The following is a 16,851-nucleotide window of genomic DNA, read 5'->3' as shown; positions in this document are numbered from 1 at the left end:
ACGCTAGGACGCGACCTCGGCCGGGGCCTCCGGGCTCCGGCCGTTGGCCGTCTCGGGAACGTGCCGCTCGAGCACCAGCGCCATGGCGGCGATCGCGACGCAGCCGACCACCATCAGCACGACGTACGCCGACCACAGGTCGTGGTCGAGCAGGAAGCCCGCGACGACCGGTCCGGCGATGGCGCCCGCCTGGAAGGCGGCGGCGCTGATCGCGTTGTAGCGCCCGCGGGTGTGGTCGGCGGCGAGGTCGTTGCTCATCGCCGGGACGGTCGGCTGCAGGAGCGTCTCGCCGAGGGCGAAGACGGCCATGAAGCCGAGCACCCCCGCGACGGCGACGGCGCCGCCGGGGACGGCACCGGCGAGGCCGAGCAGTCCCCACGCCCCGGCCCAGATCACGGCCATCACCACCATGACGCGGGTGCGGAGGCGACCGCTGATCCGGTTGAGCACGGTGAACTGCAGCAGCACGATCACCGCCGTGTTGACCGCGAACGCGAGACCCACCGTGCGGGTCGAGACCTCGGCCGCCTGCCGGGCGAAGCCGGGCAGGCCCGCCTCGAGCTGGCCGTAGCCGATGAACATCGCGACGAAGGTCAGCGCCGTCAGCCACCGCACGGCCGGCTGGCGCAGGATCGAGAGATAGCAGACGGCGGGCGCCTCGTCGCCGTCGTCGGGCGCCGTTGCGCGACCGTGGACGTGGCGCAGCGGCCCGAGCAGGAGCGCCATCGGGACCAGTCCGGAGATCGCGTCGCCCAGGAAGATCGCGGTGAAGGTGCCGGGGCGGTCGACGTCGGCGAAGATCCCGCCGACGATCCCGCCGACGCCGATGCCGAGGTTGACCAGGGCGAAGTTGATGCCGAAGTACTGCTGGCGCAGGTCGCCCGAGACGACGGCGGCGATGAGGGCGTTGAACGCCGGCCACGAGACGCCGAAGTTGAAGCCGATCAGCACCAGCGCGATCCCGGCGACCAGCGGCGTGGTGGCGAACGCCAGGACGACATTGCCGACGATCATCGCGCTGATGCCGGTGATCAGGATCGCCCGGGCGCCGTAGCGGTCGGTCAGCGCACCGCCGGGCCCGGTCACCAGCAGGCCGACGATCGCGATCAGCGCCATCAGCGTGCCGGACAGCCCGAGGTCGAAGCCGCGCACCTCGTGCAGGTAGATCAGCGTGAACGGCAGGGTCAGCCCGCGGCCCAGGGTCTGGATCGCGACGGTCGACAGCAGCCACCGGCCCTCGGTGGGCAGCGCTGCCCAGAAGCTCCTCATCGGCGGCGGCTCACTTCGCGGGGAGGCCGGCGGCGTACGACGCGCCGCGCCGCACCCAGGTGGCCAGGGTGGCGTCGTCGGCGACGTCGTCGTGGTCGACGCGGAGCCAGCCGCTCATCGACCGGCCGCGCATCTCCATCGGGTGGGCCGCGGTCGTCGCGACGAGCTCGTCGCCCTCGGCGGGGTCGACCCGGACCAGGATCCCGCCCTGGCCGCTGGCGGCGACCGCCATGTTGCCGCCGACGAGGAAGGCGAGCCCGCCGAACATCTTCTTCTCGGTCAGCTCGTGGCCGTCGACCGCGGGCTCCTGGTCGAGGAGGTCGCGCAGCCGGCCGGCCAGCCCTTCGTCGTACGCCATGCGAGCAGGCTAGGCCCGGCCACCGACATCGTTCGACCGGATATCGCTCAGGGCGTCCAGCCCGGGTCGCGGCCGATGAAGCCGATCAGCCGGTCCTGCCAGCTGGCGTCGTCCGGGACCGGCACGCGGGCGCCGTACTGGCCGCTCTGGCGCAGCATCTCGTCGAGCGGCTCCATGCCGCGGACCATCACCTCGCAGCGCTCCGCGTCGAGGGTGTCGTCCTGGCCCGTGGCGCGGGCGAGGTCCCAGGTGTGCATGAAGACGTCGCCGGTGTAGAACTCGCCGATCGCGCGGGGCAGCGGCATCTGCGGCAGCCGCGGGTGGGCGAAGGTGACGTCGGCGTTGGCGGGGTCGTCGAGCACCGCCTGGACCGCCGCGGCGTGGTGCTCCCACGCGGCCACCGGGTCGGCGTCGACGTCGGGTCCCGGCGCCAGCTTGATGTCGGAGCCGTCCGCGAGGAAGGCCGGGAACCACTCGACCAGGTGGCGTACGACGTCGCGGGCCCGCCACTGCGCGACCGGGGTCGGCGCGTCCCAGTCGCCCACCCCGCGCACCTTCTCGCCGAAGGTGCCCGCGATGCTGCGGTGCTCCTCCGCCGCGCCCTCCGGGATCACTGCTCCGCTCCGGTCAGCCGCGCGAGCAGGGCGTCGAGGGCGTCGTACCCCTCGTTGACGCCGACCTCCATGCCGCTGGCCAGCATGCCGGCGCGCGACTCGAAGTCGTAGACCACCGAGAGCGCCTCGAGGCGGGTTCGGCCGCCGGGGAGCTCGTGGAAGAACAGCGTGTCGAGGCTGACCGCGTCGGGCATCTCCTCGAAGCCGAAGGTCTGCACGATCTTCTCGTTCGGGTCGACCCGGTGCACCGACCCGTAGAAGTGGGCGATCTCCTCGCCGTCGCGGGTGGCGGTGTAGCGGTACTCGCCGCCGGTGCGGATGTCCCAGACGTCGATGTCCATGCCGATCGAGTGCGGGCCCAGCCACTGCTTCACGAGCTCGGGCTCGACGTGCGCGCGGTAGACGAGCTCGCGCGGGGCGTCGAACTCGCGCACGATCCGGACGGTCGGGACGTCGGGGTCGGCCTCGATGGTGGTGCCGGGGGAGGGGGTGGTCATGGTGCTCATCCTGCTGCTCCTCGCTGCTGCTCGCCGGTGCTCTGGCTGATGTCGGAGTCCTTGCCCTGCATCCGGGCGAGGACCTGGTCGAGGCGCTGGTAGCGCTCCTCGGCCTGCTGCTGGTACCGCTCGATCCACTTCGTCATGAGGTCGAACACCTCCGCATCCAGGTGCACCGGCCGCCGCTGCGCGTCACGACTGCGCCGCACCAGGCCGGCCTCCTCGAGCACCTTGAGGTGCTTGGAGACGGCCTGGAGGGACACGTCGTACGGCGCCGCGAGCTCGCTCACGGTCGCGTCACCGGCGGCCAGGCGGGCCACCATGTCACGCCGGGTCGGGTCGGCGAGGGCGCCGAAGACCCGCGACAGCTGGTCGTCTTGTTCAACCATGCGGTTGAGTAAACGCCGGCTGTCGTGCTTTGTCAACCGTTGGGTTGAGGAAGGTTCAGCCCCGTGCCATCGGAGGCTGGACGACGGTCGCCGGCCCGCGCCGGTAGAGCAGCGCCGGACGGCCGCCGGCCTCGGTCGCCTCGCCGCGGGCGTCGGTCGGGACGACGAAGCCCTCCGTGCCGAGGACCTTGCGGCGGAAGTTGCCCAGGTCCGGGGGAGTGCCCCAGACGGCGGCGTACACACGGCGCAGCTCGGGGAGCGTGAAGGGCTCGGCGACGAACTCGGTGGCCAGCGTCGTGTACTCCAGCTTGGCGCGCACCCGCTCGCGGGCGTCGACGAGGATCTGGCGGTGATCGAACGCGAGGGTCGGGCCGTCCTCGCCCTCCAGGAGGTCGTCGACCACCCACCAGCGGGCGTCGGCTGCGTCGGTGCCGGCCTGCGGCTCGGGCAGGTCGGGCGCGAGCGCCACGTGGGCCACCGAGACGACCCGCATCCGCGGGTCGCGGTCCGGCGCGGAGTAGGTGCGCAGCTGCTCGAGGTGGCCGGGGAAGCGGTCGACCCCGGTCTCCTCGCGCAGCTCGCGCCACGCGGCCTGCTCGGCGTCCTCGTCCGGCTCGACGAAGCCGCCGGGCAGGGCCCACGAGCCCGCGAACGGCTCCTCGCCACGCTCGACCAGCAACACGGCCAGGGAGCCGTCGCGGATGGTGAAGATCGCGAGGTCCACCGCCACTGCGAAGGGCGGGTGCTCCGTCGACGTCTTGCTCATCGCTGCACCTCCACGCCCGCCGTGGCCAGCTCGTCGAGGGCGGCCGCCGACGACTCGGGCGCGACGCCGGCGTGCAGCCCGGCGAGCAGCCGGACCCCGAAGCCGGCCTCGCGGGCGTCGAGCGCGGTGGCCCGCACGCAGTAGTCGGTCGCGATGCCGGTGACGTCGACCTCGGTCACCCCGGCCGCCTTCAGCACGTCGAGGAGCCGCTCGCCGGCGTCGGTGACCCCCTCGAAGGCGGAGTACGCCGGCACGCCCATCCCCTTCACGACGTGGTGCGTCACGGCGCCGGTCTCGAGCTCGGGTGCGTACTCCGAGCCGGCCTCGCCCTGCACGCAGTGCACGGGCCAGGTGGTCACGTAGTTCGGGTCCTCGCCGGGCTCGTGGAAGTGCCCGCCGTTGCTGTCGCCCGCGTGGTGCCAGTCGCGCGACGCGGCGATGACCGCGTAGTCGGCGGCGTGTCCCGCGAGGTGCTCGCTGATCCGGCCGGCGACCTCGCGGCCGCCGGCGACGCCGAGCGAGCCGCCCTCGACGAAGTCGTTCTGCACGTCCACGACGATCAGTGCGCGCTTGGTGTCGGTCATGGCGCTGTCCTCTCTCAGGGTGGTGGTCAGGTACGGCGGCCCGGCGGCGACGCCCCGTGCGTCGGCCGGGAGGCTGGTGAGGGTGCTGGCGGCGAAGGCGCGGACCTCGTCGAGGGTCGGGCGGTGCACCACCTCGCCGCCGCGGACGAGCGGCACCTGCACGGGTCGCGCATCCGGACCCGGGGTGGGGGAGTCCTGGCCGGTGAACCACTCGGCGCGGAGGATCCCGCCGGCGTCGTACTCGCGGTAGGGGTGCTTGCGGCCCCCGACCGACGCCTTGTCCTTCGACTTCTTCGCGACCGGGCGCATCGGCTCGCCGTCGCCGTCGGCGATGGCGACCAGCTTGTAGACCATGCTCGCGGTGGGGTGGCCCGAGCCGGTGGCGACGCGGGTGCCGACGCCGTAGCCGTCGATGGGTGCGTCGGCGAGGGCGGCGATGACGAACTCGTCGAGGTCGCTGGTCACCACGATCCGGGTCGACGTCGCGCCCAGGGAGTCGAGCAGGACGCGGGCCTTGTGCGACTCCTCGGCGAGGTCGCCCGAGTCGAGGCGGACGGCGCCGAGCGCCGGCCCGGCCACCTCGACCGCGGTGCGGATGCCCTGGGCGATGTCGTAGGTGTCCACGAGCAGGGTGGTACCCGCGCCGAGTGCCTCCACCTGGCTGCGGAAGGCGTCGGCCTCGGTGTCATGCGCGAGGGTGAACGCGTGCGCTGCGGTGCCGGCGGTGGGGACGCCGTGCCGTCGGCCGGCGGCGAGGTTGCTGGTCGAGCCGAAGCCCGCGAGGTACGCCGCCCGTGCGGTGGCGACCGCCGCCTCCTCGTGGGTACGACGGCTGCCCATCTCGATGATCGGGCGGCCCTTCGCGGCGTCGACCATGCGGGCGGCCGCGCTGGCGATCGCAGTGTCGTGGTTGAGGATGCTGAGCACGATCGTCTCGAGCAGCAGGCACTCGCCGAGCGTGCCGGTGACGGCGAGGACCGGGCTCCCGGGGAAGTAGAGGTCGCCCTCGCGGTAGCCGTCGACGTCGCCGCGGAAGCGGAAGTCGCGCAGCCAGGCGGCGGTCTGCTCGCTGACCACGCCCTCCTCCTGCAGCCACCGGACGTCGTCGTCGTCGAAGGTGAACGCCTCGATCGCGTCGAGCAGGCGGCCGAGCCCGCCGAGCATCCCGTAGCGCCGACCGTCGGGCAGGCGGCGGGCGAAGGCCTCGAACACGGCCGGCCGGTCGACACTCCCGTCGCGGACGAACGAGTCCAGCATGGTGAGCTCGTAGCGGTCGGTGAGTAGTCCGGTGCGTTCCATCGCTGCTCCTCGATGTTGTAGTCAAAGTGACTATAACAGGTGTGCCCTACCTTTGCGATCATGCAGGGCGGGGACCAGTCGGCGCGCGCCGACCCGCGCGAGCGCACGGCCGCCGCGGCCCGTGCCCACGAGCAGGGCCTCGCCGTGCAGCGGGAGGAGCGACGCCGCCGCGGCGCCTTCTACACCCCGCCGGAGCTGGTGGAGTGGGTGCTCGACCGCGCGCTCGCCGGCCTGCCCGCGGGCGCGCCCGTGCTCGACCCGGCCTGCGGCGCCGGGCACTTCCTCGTCGCCGCCGCCCGTCGCGTGGGCGTCGCGGCGGTCCACGGCTCGGATCTCGACGCCGAGGCCGTGGCGATCGCGCGCGAGCGGCTCGCGGCGGAGGATCCCTCGGTCCCGCCGGAGCAGATCGCGGCGCAGGTGGTCGTCGCCGACGGCCTCGAGGCCTGGGCCGGCCGGAGGTTCGCCGCGGTCGTGGGCAACCCGCCGTTCCTCGGCCAGCTCCGTCGTCGTACCGCCCGACAGTCGGAGGGCAGCCGTCGGGGCCTGGGTGCCTACACCGACACCAGTGCGGTGTTCCTGCACCGCTGCCTCGACCTCGTCGGCGACGACGGTGTGGTCGCGCTCGTGCAGCCGCTGTCGGTCCTCGCCGCGCGCGACGCCGGGCCCGTGCGCGCCGCTGTCGCCGAGCGCGGCGCGATCACCGACTTCTGGTGCTCGCCGCGGCCGGTCTTCGACGGCACCCCCGTGCTCACCTGCGTCCCGGTCGTGCGGGTCGGCGCGGGACCGGCCACCGACCCCGACGACTGGGGCGCCCTCGCCGCTCCGTCCTTCGGGATCCCCGACGCGCACCTCCCTGCCGGGTCGGGTGTCGTCGGCGACCTGGCGACCTGCACCGCCGACTTCCGCGACCAGTACTACGGACTCGTGCCCTTCGTCCACGACGACCCGGCGGGCACGCCCCTGGTCACCAGCGGGCTGATCGACCCCGCCGAGCTGCGCTGGGGGAGCGCCCCGACCCGCTTCGCCCGCCAGCCGTACGACGTCCCGTCGGTCGACCTCGCCGCGCTGCGCGCCGACGGCCGGCTCGCCGGCTGGGCCGACGCCCGCCTCGTGCCCAAGCTCCTGGTGGCCGCCCAGGGCCGGGTGGTCGAAGCGGTCGTCGACGAGGCCGGCGCCTGGCTGCCGTCGGTGCCGGTGCTGAGCGTCGTACCGCACGACCCGGCCGACCTGTGGCGCCTGCTCGCCGTCACCCTCGCGCCGCCGGTCGTCGCGCACGCCGCGGCCCGCTATCTCGGCACCGGCCTGACGCCCGGCTCGGTGAAGGTGAGCGCACGCCAGCTGGCCGCGCTGCCGCTGCCGGTCGACGGCACGGCTTGGGAGGAGGGCGCCGGGCTCGCGCAACGGGCCCAACGGGCTGCGGGTGCCGACCGGCCGGAGCTCCTTCTCGAGACGGCCCGCGTCATGACGGCGGCGTACCGGGGCTCCCGCGAGGTCCTCGCCTGGTGGTCGCACCGTGGGTTGGCCACGCAACTACCGGAATCGTCGTGATCCAGCCTCGTTGACGACGAGTTCGGTAGTTGCGTGGCCGACCAGTCGCTACCGCCCGTGGAGGCGCCGGCCGAGCGCGGCCGCGGTGTCCACGACGGCCGCGGCCAGCCGGTCGCGATCGACCCGCTGGCCGTCGTCCACGGGATAGGTGATGGCGACGCCCGCGACGGGCAGGCCGTTGTGGTCGAGGACCGCGGCGGCGACGCTGGCCATCCCCGGCGTGATCTCGCCGTCCTCGACGGCGTGCCCGCGCCGTCGCGTCTCGGACAGGACCGCCCGGAGGGCGGTGGGGGACCCGGGCCCGACGCCGGTGCGGTCGACGAAGGCCTCGCGGTCGGGGTAGAGCGCGCGCACCTGGTTGGGCGGCAGCTGGGCGAGGATCGCCCGTCCGCTGGCGGTCAGGTGCGAGGGGAGGCGGACGCCGACGTCGGTGACGAGCGGCGGCCGGCCGGGAGCACGCTCCTCGACGACGTACAGGACGTCGCGTCCGTGCGGCACCGCGAGGTGGGCGCTGTGCCCGGTCCGGTCCACGAGCGCGGCCAGCGGCCGCCGGGCGATCCGCTGCAGCGGCGCCTGCCGGGTGTAGCCGCTGCCGACCTCGAAGGCCGCGACGCCCAGCCCGAAGCGGCGGTCGTCGGCGAGGTGCACGACGAATCCCTCCTCGGCCATGGCCTGCAGGAGGTGGTACGTCGTCGAGCGGGGGATCGCGAGGTCGCGGGCGATCCGCTCCACGGAGACCGGCTCCGGCTGGGCGGCGAGGTAGCGCAGCACGCGCAGCGTGCGCGTCGCGGCCGGCACCTGAGCCATCGTCGACCCCTCCGATATGTCTCGTATCCGAGACCCATCATGGCGCGAGGCTCTGGCGCGCGCCAGCCCCGAACGGTGGAATCGAGCCATGGAAATGGTGACGGTCGGGACCGGAGCGGTCTCGTTCGAGGATGTGGTGGCAGTCGCCCGGGGCGGTGCCGGCGTGGTGCTCAGCGACGAGGCGCTGGCGGCGATCGACAAGGCCCGCGCGGTCATCGAGGACCTGGCGGCGTCGGCGACGCCGCACTACGGCGTCTCGACCGGGTTCGGCGCGCTGGCGACCCGCCACATCGCCCCCGAGCTGCGCGCCCAGCTGCAGCGCTCGCTGGTCCGCTCGCACGCCGCCGGCAGCGGCCCCGAGGTGGAGCGCGAGGTCGTACGTGGCCTGATGCTGCTGCGGCTCTCGACCCTCGCGACCGGCCGCACCGGCGTACGACGGGAGACCGCCGAGCTGCTCGCCGCGCTGCTCACCCACGGGATCACGCCGGTCGTCCACGAGTACGGCTCGCTCGGGTGCTCGGGCGACCTGGCGCCCCTCGCGCACTGTGCGCTCGCCCTCATGGGCGAGGGCCCGGTCCGCACCGCCGACGGCGAGCTCACCGACGCCGCCACGGCGCTCGCCGCCGCCGGCCTCGCGCCGGTCGAGCTCCACGAGAAGGAGGGCCTCGCCCTCATCAACGGCACCGACGGCATGCTCGGCATGCTGGTGCTCGCGATCCACGACCTGACCGACCTGCTCAAGGTCGCCGACATCTCGGCCGCCATGTCGGTCGAGGGCCAGCTCGGCACCGACCGGGTCTTCGCCCCCGAGCTGCAGGCCATCCGCCCGCACCCCGGCCAGGCGCTCTCCGCGGCCAACCTGACCGCGCTGCTGCGCGACTCCGGCGTCGTCGCGTCGCACCGCGGCCCCGACTGCAACCGGGTCCAGGACGCCTACTCGCTGCGCTGCTCGCCACAGGTCCACGGCGGCGTGCGCGACACCGTCGCCCACGCGGCTTCGGTGGCCGCGCGCGAGCTCGCCTCCGCCGTCGACAACCCGGTCGTCCTCGCGGACGAGGGCCGGGTGGAGTCCAACGGCAACTTCCACGGTGCGCCGGTGGCCTACGTGCTCGACTTCCTCGCGATCGTCACCGCCGACCTCGCGTCGATCGCCGAGCGTCGTACCGACCGCTTCCTCGACAAGGCCCGCAACCACGGCCTGCCGCCGTTCCTCGCCGACGACCCGGGTGTGGACTCGGGCCTGATGATCGCGCAGTACACCCAGGCCGCGATCGTCTCCGAGCTCAAGCGCCTCGCCAACCCGGCCTCGGTCGACTCCATCCCGAGCAGCGCGATGCAGGAGGACCACGTCTCGATGGGCTGGTCGTCCGCCCGCAAGCTGCGACGCGCGGTCGACGGCCTGTCCCGCGTCCTCGCCATCGAGCTGATGACCGCCGCGCGGGCGCTCAACCTGCGCGCGCCGCTCGAGCCCAGCCCCGCCACCGGCGCCGTCGTGGCGCTGCTGCGCGACCACGGCGTCGGAGGCCCCGGCACCGACCGCTTCCTCGCCCCCGAGATCGACACCGCCCACCAACTCGTCGTCGACCGGTCCGTCACCACGGCCGTCGCGAACGTGATCGGAGAACTCGCATGACCACCTCGTCCAGCCAGACCAACCCCCGCCTGCCCATCCACGCCGCCACCGGCACCGAGCTGACCGCGAAGTCGTGGCAGACCGAGGCCCCGCTGCGGATGCTGATGAACAACCTCGACCCCGAGAACGCCGAGCGTCCCGAGGACCTCGTCGTGTACGGCGGCACGGGCAAGGCCGCCCGCAGCTGGGAGGCCTACGACGCCCTCGTGCGCACCCTGCGCGACCTCGAGGACGACGAGACGATGCTGGTCCAGAGCGGCAAGCCGGTCGGCGTGTGGAAGACCAACAAGTGGGCCCCGCGCGTCCTCATCGCCAACTCCAACCTGGTCGGCGACTGGGCGAACTGGGAGGAGTTCCGGCGCCTGGAGGAGATGGGCCTGACGATGTACGGCCAGATGACGGCCGGCTCGTGGATCTACATCGGCACCCAGGGCATCCTGCAGGGCACCTTCGAGACCTTCGCCGCCGTCGCGGACAAGCGCTTCGGCGGCACCCTCGCGGGCACCATCACGCTCACCGCCGGCCTCGGCGGCATGGGCGGCGCCCAGCCGCTCGCCGTCACCATGAACGACGGCGTCGCGATCTGCGTCGACGTCGACCAGAGCCGGATCACCCGCCGCATCGAGCACCGCTACCTCGACGTCCAGGCCGACTCGCTGGAGCACGCCCTCGAGCTGGCCGTCCAGGCGCGCGACGAGCGCCGCGGCCTGTCGATCGGCCTGCTCGGCAACGCCGCGGAGATCTTCCCGAGGCTGCTTGAGATGAAGGCGCCGATCGACATCGTGACCGACCAGACGTCGGCCCACGACCCGCTGTCCTACCTGCCCGTGGGCGTGCCCTTCGAGGAGTGGCACCAGCGCGCGGAGGCCGACCCGGCCGGCTTCACCAAGGAGGCCCAGGCCTCCATGGCCGCGCACGTGCGGGCGATGGTGGAGTTCCAGGACGCTGGCGCCGAGGTCTTCGACTACGGCAACTCGATCCGCGACGAGGCCCGCAAGGGTGGCTACGACCGCGCGTTCGAGTTCCCGGGCTTCGTGCCGGCGTACATCCGGCCGTTGTTCTGCGAGGGCAAGGGCCCCTTCCGCTGGGCCGCGCTGTCCGGCGACCCGGCCGACATCGCCGCGACCGACAAGGCGATCCTCGAGCTCTTCCCGGACAACGAGCGGCTCCACAAGTGGATCGGCATGGCGCAGGAGCGGGTCCACTACCAGGGCCTGCCGGCGCGGATCTGCTGGCTCGGCTACAAGGAGCGCCACCTGGCCGGCCTGAAGTTCAACGAGATGGTCAGGAGGGGCGAGCTCAAGGCCCCGATCGTGATCGGCCGCGACCACCTCGACTGCGGCTCGGTCGCCTCGCCCTACCGCGAGACCGAGGCCATGCTCGACGGGTCCGACGCGATCGCTGACTGGCCGCTGCTCAACGCCATGACCGCGGTCGCCTCGGGCGCCACCTGGGTCTCGCTCCACCACGGCGGCGGCGTCGGCATGGGTCGCTCGATCCACTCCGGCCAGGTGTGCGTCGCCGACGGCACCGAGCTCGCGGCTGCGAAGATCGAGGCCGTGCTGACCAACGACCCGGGCATGGGCGTCATCCGCCACGTCGACGCCGGCTACGACCGCGCCGTCGAGGTCGCCGCCGAGCGGGGCGTGCGGATCCCCATGTCCGAGGCCACTCGGACCGAGCCTGCGAGGGCCGAGTGAGTGCCGAGGAGGTTGAGGAGCGTCGGCTTCGTCCGAGCCTGCGAGGACGGAGCGAGGCGTCTCGAAACCCGGAGGATGAGGCATCGTGACGGATCTGCCTGACTTCGAGCAGATGTGGCGCGACCTCGCGCCCATCGGCCGCTCGGCGTCCTCCGGCGGCTACTTCCGCCAGCCGTGGCTCTCCGCCGAGCTCGAGCTCCGCGCCTGGTTCCGCGAGGCGGCCGAGGCGCGCGGGCTCGAGGTCGAGGAGGACCCGTTCGGCAACCTCGTCGCCTGGTGGGGGCCTGCCGGGCCCTCCGTCCTCACCGGCTCGCACCTCGACTCCGTCCTCGACGGCGGTGCGTACGACGGCCCGCTCGGTGTCGTCTCGTCGTTCGCCGCGCTCGACCTGATGCGCGAGCGTGGCGTCCAGCCGAGCCGGCGGCTCGGCGTCGCCGCCTTCGTGGAGGAGGAGGGCTCCCGCTTCGGCCGGGCCTGCCTCGGCTCGCGGCTCGCCGTGGGCGCGACGACGTGGGCCGACGCGGCGGAGCTGACCGACCGTGACGGCGTCCGCCTCGGCGACGTCATCGAGGGTGGCACGTCCACCCTGCTCGACGGGGTCGCCACCTACGTCGAGCTCCACGTCGAGCAGGGTCGCGGGCTGATCGAGCTCGACGCGCCGGTCGGCGTGCACAGCGCGATCTGGCCGCACGGCCGCTACCGCTACGACATCGCCGGCCGGGCCGACCACGCGGGCACGACCCGCATGGAGGACCGGGTCGACCCGATGCTGACCTACGCGATGACCGCGCTGGCCGCCAACAAGCAGGCGCGGGTCCAGGGCCAGCGGGCCACCTTCGGCCGGATCGACGTGCGGCCCAACGGCACCAACGCGGTGCCCTCGCACGTGACCGCCTGGCTCGACGCGCGGGCCGAGTCCGACGCGGCGCTCGCCTCCCTCGTCACGGCGGTCGAGAAGCAGGCCGTCGAGCGCGCCGAGCGCGACGGCACCACCGTCACCGTCACGGCCGAGTCCGTGAGCGGGGAGGTCGCCTTCGACGCGGCCCTGCGCGACTCGCTCGTCGCGCGGCTGGGCGGCGTCCCGGTCCTGCCGACCCAGGCCGGTCACGACGCCGGCATCCTGCAGGACGCCGGCATCCCCACCGCCATGCTGTTCGTCCGCAATCCCTCGGGGGTCTCCCACTCGCCGTACGAGACCGCGGAGACCGCCGACTGCCTCGCCGGCGTCGAGGCGCTGGCCGACGCGCTGAGCGGCCTGGTGGTGGGTGAGGTGACGGGTGAGGTGGCCGGGGAGGTGGCGGGGTGACCGCCTACCTGCTCGAGCACGCGTGGGTCGACGGCCGGGTCCAGGACACCGTCCGCGTGGAGGTCGAGCACGGCCGGATCACCTCGGTGGTCGCCGACGCGAGCGCGACCGGCGTACCCCTGCGCGGCCTGACCCTGCCCGGCCTCGCCAACACGCACAGCCACGCCTTCCACCGCGCGCTGCGCGGCCGGACCCAGACCGACCGCGGGACCTTCTGGACCTGGCGGGAGCAGATGTACGCCGTCGCCGGCCGGCTCGACCCGGACACCTACTACGCGCTGGCCCGCGCGACCTACGCCGAGATGGTGGCCGCCGGCTACACCTCGGTGGGGGAGTTCCACTACCTGCACCACCAGCCCGACGGGACGCCGTACGACGATCCGAACGCCATGGGCAACGCGCTCCTCGCCGCGGCCCGTGACGCCGGGATCCGGATCACCCTGCTCGACACCCTCTACCTGTCCAGCGGCTTCGGCGCCGCCCCGGAGGGCGTGCAGCGGCGCTTCTCCGACGGCACCGCCGAGGCGTGGCAGGAGCGGGTCGCGGAGCTCGAGCCGCTGACCGGCGCCGCGGCGGCGATCGGCGTGGCCGCGCACTCGGTGCGGGCGGTCCCGGCCGAGGCGCTGAAGGCGTTCGCGTCGTACGTCGAGGGCGGCGTGCCCGTCCACGTGCACCTCTCCGAGCAGGTCAAGGAGAACGCCGACTGCGTCGCCGCGCACGGCGTCACGCCGACCCGGCTGCTGGCCGACCACGGCTTCCTCGGCCCGATGACCAGCGCGGTCCACGCCACCCACCTGACCGACGAGGACGTCCGGCTGCTCGGCGAGGCGCGCGCGTTCGCCTCCTTCTGCCCGACGACCGAGCGCGACCTCGGCGACGGCATCGGCCCCGCGCGGCAGCTGCAGGCCGCCGGGTCGGTGCTGACGCTCGGCTCCGACAGCCACGCGGTGATCGACGCCTTCGAGGAGATGCGCGGCCTGGAGATGGACGAGCGGCTCGCCTCGCAGGCCCGCGGCCACTGGAGCGCCGCCGAGCTGCTCGCCGCCGGCAGCGCCGACGGGCACCGCAGCCTCGGGTTCGACGACGCCGGCGCGATCGCGGTCGGCCAGCGCGCCGACCTGGTCACGATCGACCTGTCCTCACCGCGCACCGCCGGCACCGGCGGCGACGCGCACACCGCCGTCTTCGCCGCGGGCGCCGCCGACGTCACCCACGTCGTCGCCGACGGCCGGGTGGTCTTCGACGGTGACCACACCGCCGTCGGCCGCGCACTCGCCGACGCCATCGGAAAGGTCTGGGCACCATGAGCCTGCTCGTCACCAATATCGGTGAGCTGGTCACCAACGACCCCGCGGCTGCTGGATCGGACGACCTGCTCGGCCTCCGCTCCGACGCCGCCGTGGTGGTCGAGGACGGACTCGTCTCGTGGGTCGGAGCTGCCGCCGACGCGCCGGCAGCCGACGAGGTCGTCGACGCCGCCGGCCGGGCGGTGATCCCCGGCTTCGTCGACAGCCACAGCCACCTGGTCTTCGCCGGCGACCGTGCGCAGGAGTTCCGCGCCCGCATGGCGGGGGAGTCGTACGCCGCCGGCGGCATCCGCACCACCGTGGCCGCCACCCGTGCCGCGACCGATGACGAGCTCGCCGCCGGGGTCGCCCGCCACGTCGACGAGATGCGCCGCCAGGGCACGACCACGGTCGAGATCAAGTCCGGCTACGGCCTCTCGGTCGATGACGAGGCCCGCTCGCTGCGGGTCGCCCGCGGGTTCACCGACGAGACCACCTTCCTCGGCGCGCACGTCGTGCCCCCCGAGTACGCCGACGACCCGGCCGGCTACGTCGCGCTGGTCACCGGCCCGATGCTGGCCGCCGCGGCGCCGTACGCACGCTGGATCGACGTGTTCTGCGAGCGGGGCGCCTTCGACGCCGACCAGGCCCGCACCATCCTCGCCGCCGGCGAGGCCGCCGGGCTGAGGGGCCGGCTGCACGCCAACCAGCTCGGCCCCGGCCCGGGCGTCGCGCTCGCCGCGGAGCTCGGCCTGACCGCCGTCGACCACTGCACCTACCTCTCCGACGACGACGTGCACGCACTGCGCGATGCCGGGACCGTGGCGACCCTGCTGCCGGGGGTGGAGTTCAGCACGCGGCAGCCCTACCCGTCGGGACGGCGGCTGGTCGACGCCGGCGTGACCGTCGCGCTCGCCAGCGACTGCAACCCGGGCTCCTGCTACACGAGCTCGCTGCCGTTCTGCATCGCGCTGGCCGTGCGGGAGATGGGGATGACGCCGGCCGAGGCCGTGTGGTCGGCCACCGCGGGCGGTGCGGCCGCGCTCGGCCGCACCGACGTCGGCTCGCTCGTCGTCGGCAGCCGTGCGGACCTGGTCCTGCTGGACGCGCCGTCCCACGTGCACCTGGCCTACCGGCCCGGCGTACCGCTGGTCGCGCGGACACTGGTTTCGGCCTGAGCCTTCGCGGCACGATGGCCGCATGAGCCGAAAGCGTGGGATCTGGCTGGCCGTCGGTGGGGTGCTCCTCGTGGTCGCGGTGGTGGGGGCGTTCGTCTTCCAGCCCTGGCTGCTGTTCATCGACGACAAGGTGGACGAGGGCGACGACGCCAGCGAGGTGGTCGGCACGGCGCAGGGCGGGCTCACCGACACGACGGTTCCCGAGGCGAGCGGCGAGCAGAAGACGCGCGTCGTGCTGGCGTCGGCCGAGTTCATCGACGCCGAGCACGGCACCTCCGGCACGGCCACCATCTTCCGGCGCAGCGACGGCTCGCGGTTCCTGCGGCTGCAGGACCTGGACACCTCCAACGGCCCCGACCTGCACGTGTGGATCACCGACCGCCGCAGCGGCGGCGACTGCGAGGGCTGCTTCGGCTCGTGGGGGATCTACGACGACGGCGACTACGTCAGGCTGGGTGCGCTGAAGGGCAACCAGGGCAACCAGAGCTACGAGATCCCGGACGGCGCCGACCTCGCCGGGATGAAGTCGGTGGTCATCTGGTGCGACAAGTTCAACGTCGCGTTCGGCACGGCCGACATCACCTGAGCCTCACCTGATCGCGGCTGCGGCTGGGCCACACTGGGCGCCGTGCAGCACCTTCGCATCACCTCGCCCCACGACCTGACCCCCGCGGTCCTCGACCTGCTGCGCCAGGACCCCGCGGTCACGGCGCTGTCGTACGTCCCGGACGCGGTCCTCGTCCCCGAGGGCGACCTCGTCGAGGCGGACCTGCCCCGCGAGGCCGTCAACGAGGTCGTCGACGCGCTGCGCGAGATCGGCGTGCAGCACGAGGGCGCGATCCACGTCATCCCCGTCGCGACCTGGATCTCGCGGGCAGCGCTCGAGGCCGAGAAGCAGGCGCCCGGCTCGTCGGCGGACGCCGTCGTGTGGGCCGAGGTCACCCAGCGCTCGTTCGACGAGTCCGAGCTGAACTGGACCTTCCTCACCTTCATGACGCTCGCCACGATGATCGCGAGCATCGCGATCGTGCTGGACTCGCAGATCCTCGTGATCGGCGCGATGGTGCTCGGCCCGGAGTTCCTGCCCGTCGCGGCCCTCGGCCTCGCGCTGGTACGACGCCGCCCGGCCCTGCTGCGCCACGCTGCCGTGACCCTCGTCGTCGGCTTCGCGGTCGCGATCGCGATGGCCACCCTCGCGGCGCTCGCCGCCCGCGGCCTCGGCTGGGTCACCGAGGACCAGGTCACCGCACCGCGTCCGGGCACCGCGTTCATCTACACCCCGGACAAGTGGTCCTTCATCGTGGCCGTCATCGCGGCCGCTGCCGGCGCGCTGTCCCTCACCTCGGCCAAGGTCGGCGGCCTGTCGGGCGTCTTCATCTCCGTCACCACGATCCCGGCCGCCGGCAATGTCGCCCTCGGCCTGGCCTTCGGCGTCCCCGACGAAATCTGGGGGAGCCTGCTGCAGCTGCTCGTCAACATCTCCGGCATGGCCGTCGCCGGCTGGGCCGCGCTCGCCTTCCAGCAGGCCGTGTGGTCCCGCATGTCCGCCCGCCGGGCCCACCTCGTCGCCCGCTTCCGCCGCGAGGTGTGAGGGTTTCTCCGCCGAGGTGCGTGGGT

At 73.6% G+C, this 16,851-nt stretch carries 16 protein-coding genes and 1 pseudogene; 8 read left to right on the top strand and 9 right to left on the bottom strand.

The genetic code is table 11. The features are described 5' to 3' along the window. Positions 1 to 3: 3 nt before the first annotated feature. From BJ993_RS24085 to BJ993_RS24050, 8 genes and pseudogenes are all read right to left on the bottom strand, one after another. On the bottom strand, positions 4 to 1,269 hold the full coding sequence (locus BJ993_RS24085) for an MFS transporter (protein WP_179651775.1): 1,266 nt from the start codon (positions 1,267 to 1,269) through the stop codon (positions 4 to 6). A 10-nt stretch (positions 1,270 to 1,279) separates the two neighbouring features. Beyond that, a complete protein-coding gene (locus BJ993_RS24080) occupies positions 1,280 to 1,627 on the bottom strand; it encodes a TfoX/Sxy family protein (protein WP_036544869.1) in 348 nt (115 codons plus the stop codon). A gap of 47 nt (positions 1,628 to 1,674) precedes the next feature. Further along, complete coding sequence (locus tag BJ993_RS24075) at positions 1,675 to 2,241, bottom strand: TIGR03086 family metal-binding protein (protein WP_179651774.1); 567 nt, start codon at positions 2,239 to 2,241, stop codon at positions 1,675 to 1,677. Then, a complete protein-coding gene (locus BJ993_RS24070; RefSeq protein ID WP_257026978.1) occupies positions 2,238 to 2,747 on the bottom strand; it encodes an SRPBCC family protein in 510 nt (169 codons plus the stop codon). Before BJ993_RS24070 ends, BJ993_RS24075 begins: the two co-directional genes overlap by 4 nt. Beyond that, the gene (locus BJ993_RS24065) at positions 2,744 to 3,127 is read right to left on the bottom strand and encodes an ArsR/SmtB family transcription factor (RefSeq protein WP_179651773.1); all 384 of its coding nucleotides are present in this window, start codon (positions 3,125 to 3,127) and stop codon (positions 2,744 to 2,746) included. The genes BJ993_RS24070 and BJ993_RS24065 overlap by 4 nt, the downstream gene beginning before the upstream one ends. A gap of 55 nt (positions 3,128 to 3,182) precedes the next feature. Continuing rightward, positions 3,183 to 3,893, bottom strand: a complete 711-nt coding sequence (locus BJ993_RS24060; RefSeq protein ID WP_036544873.1) for an NUDIX hydrolase — start codon at positions 3,891 to 3,893, stop codon at positions 3,183 to 3,185. After that, the gene (locus BJ993_RS26775) at positions 3,890 to 4,477 is read right to left on the bottom strand and encodes an isochorismatase family protein (RefSeq protein WP_179652635.1); all 588 of its coding nucleotides are present in this window, start codon (positions 4,475 to 4,477) and stop codon (positions 3,890 to 3,892) included. Before BJ993_RS26775 ends, BJ993_RS24060 begins: the two co-directional genes overlap by 4 nt. A 15-nt stretch (positions 4,478 to 4,492) precedes the next feature. Beyond that, positions 4,493 to 5,776: pseudogene (locus BJ993_RS24050) on the bottom strand (nicotinate phosphoribosyltransferase); the annotation flags it as partial. Positions 5,777 to 5,836: 60 nt separating this feature from the next. On the opposite strand from BJ993_RS24050, the gene BJ993_RS24045 reads away from it, so the two are divergent. After that, positions 5,837 to 7,324 carry an N-6 DNA methylase gene (locus BJ993_RS24045; protein WP_179651772.1) on the top strand — a complete coding sequence of 496 codons (1,488 nt, stop codon included), beginning with the start codon at positions 5,837 to 5,839 and terminating at the stop codon, positions 7,322 to 7,324. A 48-nt stretch (positions 7,325 to 7,372) separates the two neighbouring features. Here BJ993_RS24045 and BJ993_RS24040 read toward each other — a convergent pair whose 3' ends face one another. Next, positions 7,373 to 8,131, bottom strand: a complete 759-nt coding sequence (locus BJ993_RS24040; RefSeq protein WP_179651771.1) for an IclR family transcriptional regulator — start codon at positions 8,129 to 8,131, stop codon at positions 7,373 to 7,375. 88 nt (positions 8,132 to 8,219) lie between these two features. On the opposite strand from BJ993_RS24040, the gene hutH reads away from it, so the two are divergent. The 7 genes from hutH to BJ993_RS24005 all read left to right on the top strand — a co-directional run bounded on the left by hutH (position 8,220) and on the right by BJ993_RS24005 (position 16,825). Continuing rightward, positions 8,220 to 9,764: a histidine ammonia-lyase gene (gene hutH, locus BJ993_RS24035; protein ID WP_036544879.1), complete on the top strand. Its 1,545-nt coding sequence runs from the start codon at positions 8,220 to 8,222 to the stop codon at positions 9,762 to 9,764. Then, positions 9,761 to 11,464: a urocanate hydratase gene (gene hutU / locus BJ993_RS24030; protein ID WP_179651770.1), complete on the top strand. Its 1,704-nt coding sequence runs from the start codon at positions 9,761 to 9,763 to the stop codon at positions 11,462 to 11,464. The genes hutH and hutU overlap by 4 nt, the downstream gene beginning before the upstream one ends. Before the next feature lie 85 nt (positions 11,465 to 11,549). Further along, positions 11,550 to 12,770 carry an allantoate amidohydrolase gene (locus tag BJ993_RS24025; RefSeq protein ID WP_308645700.1) on the top strand — a complete coding sequence of 407 codons (1,221 nt, stop codon included), beginning with the start codon at positions 11,550 to 11,552 and terminating at the stop codon, positions 12,768 to 12,770. Continuing rightward, positions 12,767 to 14,077, top strand: a complete 1,311-nt coding sequence (locus BJ993_RS24020) for a formimidoylglutamate deiminase (protein ID WP_179651769.1) — start codon at positions 12,767 to 12,769, stop codon at positions 14,075 to 14,077. The genes BJ993_RS24025 and BJ993_RS24020 overlap by 4 nt, the downstream gene beginning before the upstream one ends. Then, positions 14,074 to 15,234 carry an imidazolonepropionase gene (hutI, locus tag BJ993_RS24015; RefSeq protein ID WP_179651767.1) on the top strand — a complete coding sequence of 387 codons (1,161 nt, stop codon included), beginning with the start codon at positions 14,074 to 14,076 and terminating at the stop codon, positions 15,232 to 15,234. Before BJ993_RS24020 ends, hutI begins: the two co-directional genes overlap by 4 nt. Before the next feature lie 22 nt (positions 15,235 to 15,256). Further along, positions 15,257 to 15,820, top strand: a complete 564-nt coding sequence (locus BJ993_RS24010) for a DM13 domain-containing protein (protein WP_179651765.1) — start codon at positions 15,257 to 15,259, stop codon at positions 15,818 to 15,820. A gap of 42 nt (positions 15,821 to 15,862) precedes the next feature. After that, positions 15,863 to 16,825, top strand: a complete 963-nt coding sequence (locus BJ993_RS24005; protein WP_179651763.1) for a DUF389 domain-containing protein — start codon at positions 15,863 to 15,865, stop codon at positions 16,823 to 16,825. Positions 16,826 to 16,851: the final 26 nt, after the last annotated feature.

Source organism: Nocardioides aromaticivorans (assembly GCF_013408525.1).
In the GTDB taxonomy this organism is placed as follows: Bacteria; Actinomycetota; Actinomycetes; order Propionibacteriales; family Nocardioidaceae; genus Nocardioides; species Nocardioides aromaticivorans.
The sequence above is the reverse complement of the archived record's forward strand: the minus strand, read 5'-3'. Positions and strand labels throughout refer to the sequence as shown.

Bases quoted from the DNA above. Each gene is read 5' to 3' on its own strand.
- BJ993_RS24080 (WP_036544869.1), bottom strand. From the start codon at position 1,627: ATGGCGTACGACGAAGGGCTGGCCGGCCGGCTGCGCGACCTCCTCGAC.
- BJ993_RS24070 (WP_257026978.1), bottom strand. From the start codon at position 2,747: ATGAGCACCATGACCACCCCCTCCCCCGGCACCACCATCGAGGCCGAC.
- BJ993_RS24040 (WP_179651771.1), bottom strand. From the start codon at position 8,131: ATGGCTCAGGTGCCGGCCGCGACGCGCACGCTGCGCGTGCTGCGCTAC.
- BJ993_RS24045 (WP_179651772.1), top strand. From the start codon at position 5,837: ATGCAGGGCGGGGACCAGTCGGCGCGCGCCGACCCGCGCGAGCGCACG.
- BJ993_RS24065 (WP_179651773.1), bottom strand. From the start codon at position 3,127: ATGGTTGAACAAGACGACCAGCTGTCGCGGGTCTTCGGCGCCCTCGCC.
- BJ993_RS24085 (WP_179651775.1), bottom strand. From the start codon at position 1,269: ATGAGGAGCTTCTGGGCAGCGCTGCCCACCGAGGGCCGGTGGCTGCTG.
- BJ993_RS26775 (WP_179652635.1), bottom strand. From the start codon at position 4,477: ATGACCGACACCAAGCGCGCACTGATCGTCGTGGACGTGCAGAACGAC.
- hutI (WP_179651767.1), top strand. From the start codon at position 14,074: ATGAGCCTGCTCGTCACCAATATCGGTGAGCTGGTCACCAACGACCCC.
- BJ993_RS24060 (WP_036544873.1), bottom strand. From the start codon at position 3,893: ATGAGCAAGACGTCGACGGAGCACCCGCCCTTCGCAGTGGCGGTGGAC.
- BJ993_RS24010 (WP_179651765.1), top strand. From the start codon at position 15,257: ATGAGCCGAAAGCGTGGGATCTGGCTGGCCGTCGGTGGGGTGCTCCTC.
- hutH (WP_036544879.1), top strand. From the start codon at position 8,220: ATGGAAATGGTGACGGTCGGGACCGGAGCGGTCTCGTTCGAGGATGTG.
- hutU (WP_179651770.1), top strand. From the start codon at position 9,761: ATGACCACCTCGTCCAGCCAGACCAACCCCCGCCTGCCCATCCACGCC.